Raw genomic sequence first — 11926 nt, forward strand, 5'->3', positions numbered from 1 at the left:
ACGGCAGTTATTATTTACACTTTATGCCAGTATATAAGCAGAATGATGTTTTTGCAGGCCGATATGGGTTAACAGAACTGGTCGGCGAGGGTGGCTTCTCGGAAGTCTGGAAGGCAAACGACCAGATGGCCGATGATGCGGTGGTGGCATTAAAAATCTACGCTCCGGAGAAAGGACTCGACGACTATGGGGTGCGCCAGTTCCGCAAAGAATTTTCGCTGACCCATCACCTGGCGCATCCACACCTCATGAAGGTATATCACTTTGATATAACTGATGGATCTCCTTACCTGATCATGCCTTACTGCCCCTACGGATCGCTCTCCAAATTACTGGCAGATGAAGGCACTTTCAGCGAAAGGCAGGTGGCCCTGGTGATGTGCCAGATAGGATCAGCCCTGCATGAGTTGCATAAGCAGGAGCAGCAGATCCTGCACCAGGATATTAAGCCCGATAATATTTTGGTGCTGAACCCGGAAAGCTTCCTGCTGGCAGATTTTGGCATCAGTAACCAGATCAGGCATACCCTTAGAAAAGCAACTTCTGATATGAAGTCGCTCACCATTGCCTATGCGCCACCCGAGCGCTTCGACCGTCACCCCGTATCCGATGCCTCCAGCGATATTTTTTCTTTCGGTGTTACTTTATACGAGGTGTGCACCAACAGCATTCCCTGGGATGGCTATGGAGGGCAAAGCCTGCTAAAAGGAGCGCAAACACCAGACCTGCCCGAAGGGTTTTCTCCGGAGCTAAACAGGCTGCTGCAGGCCTGCATGTCTGTAGACCGTAGGGAGCGCCCAACGGCAGAGGAGCTATATGAAAGAGGTAAACACTTTTTAGAAACTGGTCAGTGGAAGCCCCAGCTGGCTGAGCCAGTGGTTGAAAAAAGCTTTGTACAAAAGTTTACCCCCTACCTGCTGGCTGCTGCCATCTCGTTATTTGCCATCACCGGCTTCTGGTTTTACAATTATACCGATGCCGAAGCGGCTGATGAGGCTTCTGCAAAGTTAGCTACCTCGCTTGCACAGGAAAAAGGCTCCAGGGAAAGCCTTGAGGCGAGACTTAAGGTACTGGAAAGCAAGGCAGCTAAGCTGGAGGCAGAAAACAAAAAGCTCCTTCAGAATGAACTCACAATGCAGGAGCTGCTGCAGGATAAAGATGGTCTTATTGCCAGCTACGAAAGGGAGCTTTTAACCTATAAAAATGGAAAGCAAAGACCTGCTGCCGTGGCAGATGACAACTCCTTCCGATCAGCCAAAGACCTACAGGAGTACTTAAACCAGATATCGAATCCCAAAATATCTAAAAAGGTGCGTACTGCCTGGAAGCAGGAAACCATCAGCCAGTTTGCAGACGGATCTGTAAAAGTGCTGGATGAGTCTGATGGTACAGTAAAGCAATATTCGGCCAGTATACTGCTGAATCTTTTGATAAACGTGCCCCATCGCATTGTGGTCAAAGAGATGAAAAAAGACCGTAACAATAAAGTTACGGAGCTCCGGTTATCGATGCAGTCAAGTTTGTAAAGGAAGCCAGACCTATGTTCCGAAACCTTAAGCATACAAGACCTCTTACGCTCCTGCTGGCACTGGTAAATTGCTTTTTGCTGGCAGCAGCACCTGTGCTTGCCCAGCGAGCTATTACACCCATGCAGCAGCAGGCAATAGCGGAGGTGGCGATCGACAGGGTGGAGGTTTTTACCAAATACCTGGCATTGCTGGCCAAAGAGCAGGATAGTGATAAAAGAAAAGCTTACGAAAGATATATAAGCCTGTCTTTCGTAGGGCAGGAGACTCCCATTCGGGTGTATAACGATCTGTTGCCCGGTTCAGTAGTAGAGGCTAATCCAATCCTGGATCAGCATGTTTACCTGGAGGAGTACCTGGGGCAGCTTTCTGCCAATTATGCCAATATGCTGAATGTCTCCTTCAGCGACCATAAAGTTAAATGCATAAGCTACAGCGATTACCTGAAACAGTACTATGTGGTGGTAACAGCTCAGCGGGAGCTAAGTGGCATGTACAGGAATGGGGCCCGGTTAATAGAAAACAAAGCTGCTTATCCCATTGATTTCTTTGTACAGCTGGAGCTGGGCCAGTATGGTATTGATGTAGGCAGCTTATTTGGCTTTGAACCACATAAAGAGCGGCACAACTATACAATTGTGCCGGTAGATAGCACAACTGTGGCAGGGCAGGCAAATGAAATGGAGGGTTTTCGGGAGGCTATCAGGCTGGTATCCTCCAAAAGAAAGATCAGGATCAAAAGAGGCAAGTCGCATGTGCTGCAGTGGTCGGGAGGCTTAAAAGATGATATTGTGGAAGTAGAGCTGATTCCGCTCGATGATAAGAAGGGCAAAACCACTGTTTACTTTGAGCCCCTCCGGAATGAAAAGTCTGCCAGGGTTTGGATCCATGATAGTGTAAGGGCGGGCCTCTACAGGTTCAGAATAACAAATATTACCACCGGCCACTACACCCAAACCGGCCAGGTAAAAGTAAAGAGAAAGTTTTTGTTCTTAGGCTCCGCTGCAGGCCCTGCTGCCCTGCAGGCTGATGCTGCTTTTTTACCGGTGCCGGTAAAAAAGTTTTTTAAATCTAGCATACCGATTTGCCATTCCTAAATTCTGAAAAATATGATTCGTTGTCACAAGTGCGGTTATTCAAACCAGCTAAATGCTAAAAATTGCGTTAAATGCAGGCATAGCCTTGTTAAAGAAGAGGCGGTTGTTCCGGTGGCTGCAGACCCCAGCCTTCTGAACAAGAAAACTATTGTAGTAGCAAGCAGCGAAGACCTTCCCTGGGACCAGCCCAACCCGGTGCCTGTGCCTGTGCAGCGTAATCGCGCCAACGGAGGGGTACAAACAGTTAGAAGAGTGGTGCCCGACCATCGTTCCTGCTATTTGGTGGCACTTTCTGTTGATGAGGAAAAAGAGCTGCGCAAAATCGATCTGAAGGGCGACACCATTTCACTTGATCGTGAAGTGCTAGATCCCGGAAACACTTCTATTTCCCGGAACGGACACGCCAGCATCTATCAGAAAGATGGGAGCTGGTATCTCGAAAACATGACTGCCCTTAAAACAACCTTTATTCAGGTAAACCAGCCACTGAAGCTTACAGATGGCGATATCGTGCTGCTGGGTGACAGTCTGTTCAAGTTCAAGCTTGGTTAACCCGTTCTGTAAATTTTTTTTGTCTATTAATGTTTTAGATATGGCATGGTCAACTCTTAAAAAGTCTGCAGACAACAAGCATGTGGCAAACGGCAGGGCAGTGGAAAAACAACAACCCACAGCCCCCTACACCCTGGTGTTTCTTGATTCTGCGAAAAACCTTCCCGAGGGAACCGAGCAGAAGATGGATGCTTCTTACGTTAGCCTGGGCAGAGACAATGACTGCATGGTCTGTTACGGCGAGGAGTTTCCGATGGTAAGCAGGTTTCATGCAGCAATAGAATGGAGCGAAGACAGCTACAGTATCAGACATTTGTCTACCACCAACCAAACGCTCCTGAACGGCAGGCCAATAGCCAGGAAGTGGTTTCTGCACGACGACGATGTGATTCAGCTGGCACCTTCCGGCCCCAAGATCAAGTTTAAAATGCCCCTGGTTTTATCAACGCAGTCATCAGAAAAAAGCAAGAAAGACTACTATAACATAGCCATGATTACCCTGGTTGTGCTGGCGGTGCTGCTTGTTGCCTTTATGGTGTACATGACGATTACGAGCGCCTGATCTGCCGGAGTTCAACGCCAGATCAGTGCCTTCTAACTGCTACTGCATGACTGAACAAACGGACAGCCGCTAAAGCCCTGTTAGGGCCTAAGGGGTCACACAAGCTTCAGTCTTTACCCACCATTATTTTTTTTCGAATGCAATCAGAAGTTATCTCAAAATCTACAGTATACATCCATGCCAGAACGGATGTAGGAAAGACTCGTGCGCACAATGAGGATAACTTTATTGTATGTCCGCAGGTAGGGGAAAAATGCTGGCATACAACTGATGAGCCGGTACCCCTCACAGATAAGGGATGCCTGTTGGTGGTGGCCGACGGAATGGGAGGGGCAAATGCAGGAGAAATTGCTTCAGAAATAGCAGTGGAAGTGGTGCGGAAAAAGTTTGATGGTTTGGTGCTTGATCAAGACTTTGCCGAGAACCAGGCAAAGGATTATCTGTATCAGTCCATTATAGAAGCACACAAAGCCATTGTGGCTGCTGCCATCGAAAACCCAACGTATGCTGGTATGGGCACCACCATTCTAATGGCATGGGTTTTTTCTGATAAAGCAGTATTGGGCTGGTGCGGAGACAGCAGGGCTTACCTGCACAGAAAAAAACAAGGCTTAAAAATCCTTACCAAAGATCATTCCCTGGTATGGGAGCTGGTAGAGGCAGGGCAGCTAACCGTAGAGGAGGCAGATGTTCATCCCGATAGCAACATCATTACCCAAAGCCTTGGTGATAAAAACCGGCTTCCGCGCCCCGATATTACTGTTTGCAGGCTGGAGGGTGGAGATCGCCTGCTTCTTTGCAGCGACGGCTTAAATAACATGCTGACACACCTGGACATTGCCGCCATTCTGGCTGAGGAAGGGCCGCTGTCTGCCATTAATGAAAAGCTTATTGAAAGGGCCAATGAGCAGGGCGGGGAGGATAACATAACGGTTGTTTCCCTGGAGGTAGAACAACAGGAAGAGCCCACAGCGAAAAAATCTAAACTGGCACTCTGGCTGCTGCCGTTTTTAGCTGTTCTGGGTCTGGCAGGGTGGTTTCTGTATTACACCGGTTTTTTTGCTGCATCAACTCCGGAAGATGAGATGTATAGAGAAGCTGGAACTGAAATAGTACAGGAAGAATCTGCTGCCCGGCAAAAAGCCCTGGACCCCCGGCCACCGGAGCAGCAGACAATGCAGTTTGCTGATGCAGGGCCTGAAGGAGCAATCGCTGCTACTGCAGTGCCAGTGGCCGATTCCTCTGCTTCAGAAGTTAAGCAGGTGGTGGCTAAGTACCACCTGCTGGATAGCATGATCAGTCTTAGACCGCTGAATGGAAGCGGGCCGGATGTTGGGCAGGACAGTTTAGCCCTTTCTGGAGGAACAACCAACAGGCTAGCAGAGCGCCAGGGCCGCGAACAGGAGGCTGACAGGGAGTTGAATAGTCTTCTCCGGAAGTACTATTTGGGTAATCCGAAAACGGGCAATAGCCAGCAGCTGTTTTTAGATTCTCTTTCAGGTAATGATAAACGCTTATTAAGCAGGGTTTCAAAGGAATTAGCCAGAATTGAAACACTGATCAGGCAGGAAAAAACTAATTAGTATGCTACAGAAGTCTATCCTTCAGAAGATCCGACACTATGCCTGTTTCACAGGCTTGTTTTTACTGTTGCTGGCAGCTCCACCGGCTGTGTATGCTCAACTGCAGGATAACATCTACCTCATAGATGAAACTGCCATAAAAAATGTAGACATCATCCAGATCGACAGCAAAAAAATAAAGTACCTGAGCAAGAGCGGAAAAGACCAGGCCTTAAACAGCAGACAGGTGATCATGGCATTTAATGCGCAGGGCAGGTACCTTGTCTTTCCGGGAAACGAAGCGCAGATCGCATCTTTTTTCAGTGCAGAAAAAGAACTTCCTAAAGCAGATCTTATCGTTACCTTATCGGAGCAGGTTATTCCGGGCTCCATTAGTACCGAAGATGCACTACAGGTTAATTTCGATGATTTAGCTACAAAGGAAAAGAGTAAAAAGATCTCTACGGCAGAACTGGCAGCCATTATTTACAAAGATGGAAGTCATAAGCTGTTTACGAGTCCATCACAGGCATCCAGCATCTTAACCTCCCTAAGCGAAAAAATTTCTGCCACCCGCCTTACCACCTACGACAGAACAGAGCCCCCTGCCCAGCTTGTTTCTTCTACTGCTGCAGTAGCAGCTACCCCTTCTGCCCCGCCCGTACTAAAAGAAGCGGAGCCAGTGCTAAATGCTACCTTACATGAGCTGAAAACCGATTCTGTTGCGGCAGTGGCACCAGCTCCTGAGGAGTCTGAAGTGCCCCATAACCCGCTGGAGATAGATCATGCCTTATACAGCCGCAAAGCCCTGCAAAAAACCGAAGACCTAAGCACCTACCTGGCCGTTATCTCAAGCAAAAGTACCGCAATGGCAGAAGTGGATAAAGCGGTAGAAATGGCTGTAAGGCTGTTTATCAATGAAGATGCCCAGGTAGAAGTATCCAGCAAAGCGGGCAGAACCAGGCACAAGATCAGGGCTTATCTTACCAAGCTAAAGCTGCTGAAATATGATAAGGTGGAAATTCACTGGACAGATATTTCTTATGTAAGTGACCTGAAAAAAGGCGTAGACGGAAACTACTACGGTATTATTACCCTGCAGCAGCGCTTTAACGGTTTTTTGGACGGACAGCTGGTGTACAGCGATTTAACCGAGAAAAATGTGGAAGTAATGGTAAAGGCTTACCAGAAAGAAGTAGACGGCGAAAGGCAGGAAATGTGGGATGTATTCCTGTCGGATATAGGGGTGGTTGTAACAAAATTTGAATAGAAGCAGGAGTTTAAAAATACCGCTTTGGAGGTATTCTTTAAGATTCTAAAGGCTTCTAACTTAATGAAAATCTTTCTTTTGTAAATTCCTCAGGAGCGGCTATAACTGCATTTGGTGTATTTAGGAGATGAAGATGAACAAAATGCGCTGCCGCACAAAACCAGCTTAGCAATGAAAGATGTTTTTATTCGTCTTGTATTGGTATTAATTGTTTGTTTGAATAGCTCAGGTGCGGTGTTTAGCCAGACCAGCGCCGGCTATCAGGAGGTTTTTGCTTTTGAAGTAAAGCAGATAGATGAATTTTTTGAGCGCTTCAACAATCAGCAGACACTCATAAAAAACTACATAGCGGCACGTGATAACACTACAGAGGTAAACAGGGAAGAGTTAATAAAGAATTTGTTCAACGGCCACAGTACCACCATCAGGGTGGGAGATGTTTACAAGTTCATTGAATCGGTGAATAACCCGCAACAGCCGGTTGTACTCAGTTTTTACGATGATGAATGGTTTGCCAAAGTAAAATGCTCGGTACTCTACCAGCAGAAGAAAAGAGAGCTGGTACTGGTGCTCCGGGTTCAGAAAGAAAAGGATGGGGCCTCCAAATGGGTGATCCATGGTGTTGATGCAGATTTTTTTGTTACCCCCGATGCGCAGGATCCCAAGGCTTCTCTTAACCCCATCAGCCATGGCACAGATTTTCTGGGGCTAAGCAAAGCATTTACAGATACAGAGAACATAAGGTCTTATTTGCCTGCCGATTACCAGGAAGATCAGCTTTCCAAGTTTATTCTGGAGATCCGTAACAAGCGCCTGTCTTTTGTTCAGGTAGAAAGCATCTCCTATCACCTCCTGCAGATTGATGGCTGGATCCTGACTGTAGAGAACTTTCAGCGACCTGAGAAAAACTCCGGCTGGCTAATCAGTGACCTTATTCAGGCAGATACAAAAGCAAAAGAAAATTATAAGCAACAGATATTAAAGCTAAAAATATGAAAGCTGTTAAAAATGGGCTTCTGTGTATTTTTTTATGCCTGCTGGCCTCCTACCCCTGTTTTTCTCAAAAGTATACAGTGCGGGATCAGGCAGAGATTACCTACCAGGCCCACATAACACTAACCATGTACAAAGATTTGCTTAATGTAATCTCCTACACCGATGTTACAGAAGCAGAAGTGGGTGAGCTTATAAAGAACAGCTACAGCGATCCGCAAACACAAATATTCTTTTCTGATGCAGCCATCATTGAGGATAATGTGAAGCCCTCGAACCTACGCGCCAGCCATGAGCAGGATAAAAATGTTAAGGACTATCTTAAGTACTTTGACCTGATGTATGCCAAGTCTGATGAACAAACAGTGGAGTTTTCGGATCTGCAGGCGTCTAATTTAAAATACCGCGATTACCTGTACATAAAGGTTAAATACACCAGCCACTTTAAGGGAAGGCATAAGGAAGATACTACCGCCTACAGCCCCACAGAGCGGCTGGCAGAGATACGGGTGGAAAGAAAAGACAACCAATGGAAAACCTATATTACCAGCATTGTTTATTACAATCCCGACAGCCCCCTGGATTCTACAGAAAGCGATGTGGAATTAGATGAGACCGTAGCAGACGATGGTACTTTTTCCAACAGGCTGAAGGCAATCAATGGCAGCTCCAACTCTCTGGATGAGCGCGATAAAGCAGCACAGATTTCGCAGTATACCTTTAAGCAGGATTCTGTTTTTAGCTTGTACATGCAAAAAGGGCAGCAGGCTTTTGAGGCTGGTAGTTTTAATGAGGCAGTGGCCGCTTATACCCAGGCGCAGCAGATCAATCCTTATGATATTACGCCCAGAATTAAAATCAATGAAGTAACCAGGTCTATCCTGGATAGCAGGAACAGCATAGAGGAGAAATTTCAGGAAGCACTGATGAATGGCGACAGGGCCAAAGCTGCAAGAGAATATGTAAAAGCGAAAAGCTTTTACCAGGAGGCGCTTTCCATAAAGCCTCACGAATCAGCTCTAAAACCAAGAATAAGCGATTTAGAAAAAGTTATCCAGAATAAGGCGCTACTGGAAAGCAAGTTTAATGTGGGTAACTACAAAGAAGCCATCAAAGACTACAACAAAGCCATTCAGGATAATAAAGGCAATCCCGATTACTATTATGGCCGGGGTAAATGCTACGAAAAACTAAGTGACACCAAAGAGGCAATCAGGGATTACTCTAAAGCAATTGAACTGGATGGCAATTTTATAGAGGCAATTCACAGCAGGGCAAAACTTTATGAGCAGGGCTCTCAGCATTACGAAGCCATTGGTGATTACAGCCTCATCATCTCAAATCCTGATTATGCTGCGGAATTTTATCCTGCCCGCGCCCGGATCAGAAAAATAATTGGTGATTTTAAGGGTGCTGTTGAAGACTATGATGAAGCCATAAAGCTAAGTCCGGAACTGCCATTAAACTACTTCGAAAAAGGCCTGATCGAGGTAGAACAGGCGCTAATAGAGCCAGCTATCGTATCATTCAGCAGTGCAATTGAAAGGCAGGAAGATTATAAAGATGCGCATTATCATCGTGGTCTGGCCTACATCAAAGTGGATGATGTACACAGTGCTGCGGCAGACTTTAATCGTGCCAGGGAGCTGGGGATTGATAACAGCCAGCAGCAGAAAATCAGCAGCCTTGCATTTGTGTATTTCTCTGAGGGAGACTTCAACATGAAGGTGGCTAATTATGGCGATGCGCTGGGAGGTTTTATGAATGCTGTACTTATATATCCTGGCTACGGAGAAGCCTGGCTCAGAAAAGGCGATGCCCATGCCATGCTGGAGGACTATGAGAACGCCATCATCAACTACAGCAAATCACTTGCATTAGATACCATCACAAATGCTTATTACAAAAGAGGTTTAGCCTATCAGCAGCTAAACGACCAGCAGTCTGCCGTTAAAGATTTTGGCAGGTATATCCCGATCGGTAGTGTAATTGCTGCAAAAAAGGAAAAAGCGGCAAAAAGTGGTAATGCTTCACAAACTAACAGTGCATCAATGGTAGAAGAAAGTGCCGATGCATTGTATTCACTGGGCTATGCCCAATTGATGACGCAGCATTATACCGCTGCCATTGAAAGCCTGGATAAAGCCATCAAGGTTAAAAAGTCTTACCCACTGGCCCTTTTTGCCAGGGGATCGGCCCAATATGCGCTAAAGAAACACAAAAAAGCAGCGAAGGATATAGAAGAAAGTATAAAACTTGGCTATCAAAAACCTGCTGTATTCTACACCCTGGGGCAGGTGCATGAGGCAATGGGCGATGCTGAAGAAGCAGCTAAAAGCTACTCACAGGCCATAAGGGCAGATGCTGGTTTCGAGGCGGCTTATAAACAAAGGGCAATCTGCTACAAGAACACAAAGCAATACAAGCTGGCCCTTGATGACATCAATACAGTATTTTCGCTCAATGAAAATCTGAAAGCAGACGTTAGCCTGCTTACCAATAAGGGATTGATTGAAATGTACCAGAATAACTGGGCCGAGGCAGACAAATTTTTTGACCACGCGCTAAGCCTTAAAGAAGACGATGGCTGGGCTCTTTATGGCAAAGCCTGTGTTTTAGTGCAGCAAAATAAAATCCAGGAGTCCCTGGAGCTTTATCGCAAGGCTTTTCAATCTAAACAAATAGAGTGGTCCAGTATAAAAAACGATCCCCAGATCAGGATTGTGAATAAAGACAAAGGGTTTAAAGAGCTGGTTAAAGCTTCTTTCTGATTTTTTATGGTTGAGCTTTCGGGCATCTCTCTGGAAACATCAGGTTAAAACCCACAGATACAGAAGAAGGCCAGCTATTACAGCTGGCCTTCTTTGATTTTTTTGATCTATAGCTTTTCTGGTGCTTTTGCTTATTGCTTTCTTCAGTACCTGGCAAACAAAGAGTCTGCTTTAGTATGTTCAGGTTTATGAAAAACCATTCTACAAGAAGTTAAAACCCTACTGCACCAGTATACAGGTGCTAGTGAGCAACCTGAACTTTTACAGCAACCGGGCCTTTCTGCCCCATTTCAACCTCAAAAGTAACTTTGTTATTTTCTTTTATGGGATCGATCAGATCATTGATGTGAACAAAGATGCTCTCCTGTGTCTGCTGGTCTTTGATGAAGCCATATCCTTTGGAATCATTAAAAAAGGTTACTATGCCTTTTCTGATGGCATCGGCAGGGTCTGCTGCTTCCTGCTTGGGAACGCTCACTGCAATAGATTCCTTTTTAACTTTGCGTTTTTCCGGATCAGGAGGGGTCGATGAGAAATTACCATTTTCATCAACATACATGATCATATCATCAAGGCTTTTGCCCTTATCAGCGTTGGCTTTACGCTCTTCTCTCTTTTGCTCTTTGTCCTTTTTCTTCCGTAGCTTGTTCTTTTCTTTTTCTTTTTTACTAAATGTCTCTTGAGATCTGCCCATAATTAATTTTTACTGTTTGAGTATTTTTGTTGAGTAATGCCCGTTCCCCTGCTTGCTGTTGTTGCCTGTTGAGGTGCGCCATGTATTATATAACACAAGCTTGTAGCGAAGAAATTCCAGGCTTCTTAAATTATATTAGCTGTAGACCAATAAAATATGCAAGCTGCTAAGTTCACACTATTTATTTAATGAACCGATAACTATTCCTGCCCGAAGCAAGAATAATATACTAAAATTTTCTAATACAGCTACTTAGCAGGCTTAAAATCTTCAGCAATAAATGTAGACGGAGGAAGAGGAGGCTACAATCGCAGTGCCTGTTTGATTTCTTTACTCCTCCATTTGTGCATTTGTTTCAGTATGTTCAGCTTAATTGTAGCGGTAAACCGTACTATTTAGGGCGCTCTACACACAGGAAAAGCAAAAGTTAGCAGGCGGTTAGATTATTCAGTTTCTGGGCTAAGCCGCCTGCAGGCTAAGGGCACAGGAGGGTGAGGCGTAGATTAAATGATAAATGTTAAATTGACATTAATAAAAATAAGTGTTAGTATTACGCTTGTAGGCTTGTGGTGTAGGTGTGGTGGTGTTTCTGCAGCCAGCACTGCAGCAATTCCTATTGTGTGCTGACGTCTCCCTTGCTGGAGAAGCCTATTTTTGAGTTGCTTCTTAATTCAGTTTCAGTTCAGACATAATAATATTTTTTTACAAGCAGAATAATAATATAAGCATGAGTATAGAAGAGCTAGAAGGCATCAGCAAGCAGGTTCGCCGGGATATTGTGCGGATGGTGCATAGTGCGCAGTCGGGGCACCCTGGCGGCTCATTGGGTTGTACAGATTTTTTAGTAGCCCTTTACTTTAGGGAGCTTACCCACAACCCCCGGTTCAGCATGGATGGTG

Annotated in this window: 9 protein-coding genes and 1 pseudogene; 9 read left to right on the top strand and 1 reads right to left on the bottom strand. The window is 45.5% G+C overall.

Annotated elements, in window-relative coordinates:
• The first annotated feature begins 23 nt into the window (after positions 1 to 23).
• The 8 genes from KWJ01_RS27485 to KWJ01_RS27520 all read left to right on the top strand — a co-directional run bounded on the left by KWJ01_RS27485 (position 24) and on the right by KWJ01_RS27520 (position 10333).
• Positions 24 to 1526, top strand: a complete 1503-nt coding sequence (locus KWJ01_RS27485) for a serine/threonine-protein kinase (protein WP_225000347.1) — start codon at positions 24 to 26, stop codon at positions 1524 to 1526.
• A gap of 14 nt (positions 1527 to 1540) precedes the next feature.
• Positions 1541 to 2623, top strand: a complete 1083-nt coding sequence (locus KWJ01_RS27490) for a hypothetical protein (RefSeq protein ID WP_225000348.1) — start codon at positions 1541 to 1543, stop codon at positions 2621 to 2623.
• Between the two features lie 12 nt (positions 2624 to 2635).
• Positions 2636 to 3175 carry an FHA domain-containing protein gene (locus tag KWJ01_RS27495; RefSeq protein WP_225000349.1) on the top strand — a complete coding sequence of 180 codons (540 nt, stop codon included), beginning with the start codon at positions 2636 to 2638 and terminating at the stop codon, positions 3173 to 3175.
• A gap of 40 nt (positions 3176 to 3215) precedes the next feature.
• The gene (locus KWJ01_RS27500) at positions 3216 to 3737 is read left to right on the top strand and encodes an FHA domain-containing protein (RefSeq protein WP_225000350.1); all 522 of its coding nucleotides are present in this window, start codon (positions 3216 to 3218) and stop codon (positions 3735 to 3737) included.
• Positions 3738 to 3874: 137 nt separating this feature from the next.
• Positions 3875 to 5320: a PP2C family serine/threonine-protein phosphatase gene (locus KWJ01_RS27505; RefSeq protein ID WP_225000351.1), complete on the top strand. Its 1446-nt coding sequence runs from the start codon at positions 3875 to 3877 to the stop codon at positions 5318 to 5320.
• Position 5321: 1 nt separating this feature from the next.
• A complete protein-coding gene (locus KWJ01_RS27510) occupies positions 5322 to 6569 on the top strand; it encodes a hypothetical protein (RefSeq protein ID WP_225000352.1) in 1248 nt (415 codons plus the stop codon).
• A 171-nt stretch (positions 6570 to 6740) separates the two neighbouring features.
• Positions 6741 to 7565 carry a hypothetical protein gene (locus KWJ01_RS27515; RefSeq protein ID WP_225000353.1) on the top strand — a complete coding sequence of 275 codons (825 nt, stop codon included), beginning with the start codon at positions 6741 to 6743 and terminating at the stop codon, positions 7563 to 7565.
• Positions 7562 to 10333, top strand: coding sequence for a tetratricopeptide repeat protein (locus KWJ01_RS27520; RefSeq protein ID WP_225000354.1), 2772 nt, complete (start codon positions 7562 to 7564; stop codon positions 10331 to 10333). Before KWJ01_RS27515 ends, KWJ01_RS27520 begins: the two co-directional genes overlap by 4 nt.
• Positions 10334 to 10574: 241 nt before the next feature.
• On the opposite strand, the gene KWJ01_RS27525 is transcribed toward KWJ01_RS27520, so the two are convergent.
• Positions 10575 to 11027 (bottom strand): cold-shock protein, encoded by a 453-nt coding sequence (locus tag KWJ01_RS27525; RefSeq protein ID WP_225000355.1) that lies wholly within the window; start codon positions 11025 to 11027, stop codon positions 10575 to 10577.
• Between the two features lie 727 nt (positions 11028 to 11754).
• On the opposite strand from KWJ01_RS27525, the pseudogene KWJ01_RS27530 reads away from it, so the two are divergent.
• Positions 11755 to 11926, top strand: a pseudogene (locus KWJ01_RS27530) (transketolase); the annotation flags it as partial.

This window comes from Cesiribacter sp. SM1 (assembly GCF_020178975.1).
GTDB lineage: Bacteria > Bacteroidota > Bacteroidia > Cytophagales > Cyclobacteriaceae > Cesiribacter.

Excerpts from the sequence above, each read along its gene's own strand:
- KWJ01_RS27505 (WP_225000351.1), top strand. The coding sequence starts at position 3,875 with ATGCAATCAGAAGTTATCTCAAAATCTACAGTATACATCCATGCCAGA.
- KWJ01_RS27495 (WP_225000349.1), top strand. The coding sequence starts at position 2,636 with ATGATTCGTTGTCACAAGTGCGGTTATTCAAACCAGCTAAATGCTAAA.
- KWJ01_RS27525 (WP_225000355.1), bottom strand. The coding sequence starts at position 11,027 with ATGGGCAGATCTCAAGAGACATTTAGTAAAAAAGAAAAAGAAAAGAAC.
- KWJ01_RS27520 (WP_225000354.1), top strand. The coding sequence starts at position 7,562 with ATGAAAGCTGTTAAAAATGGGCTTCTGTGTATTTTTTTATGCCTGCTG.
- KWJ01_RS27485 (WP_225000347.1), top strand. The coding sequence starts at position 24 with ATGCCAGTATATAAGCAGAATGATGTTTTTGCAGGCCGATATGGGTTA.
- KWJ01_RS27510 (WP_225000352.1), top strand. The coding sequence starts at position 5,322 with ATGCTACAGAAGTCTATCCTTCAGAAGATCCGACACTATGCCTGTTTC.
- KWJ01_RS27515 (WP_225000353.1), top strand. The coding sequence starts at position 6,741 with ATGAAAGATGTTTTTATTCGTCTTGTATTGGTATTAATTGTTTGTTTG.
- KWJ01_RS27500 (WP_225000350.1), top strand. The coding sequence starts at position 3,216 with ATGGCATGGTCAACTCTTAAAAAGTCTGCAGACAACAAGCATGTGGCA.
- KWJ01_RS27490 (WP_225000348.1), top strand. The coding sequence starts at position 1,541 with ATGTTCCGAAACCTTAAGCATACAAGACCTCTTACGCTCCTGCTGGCA.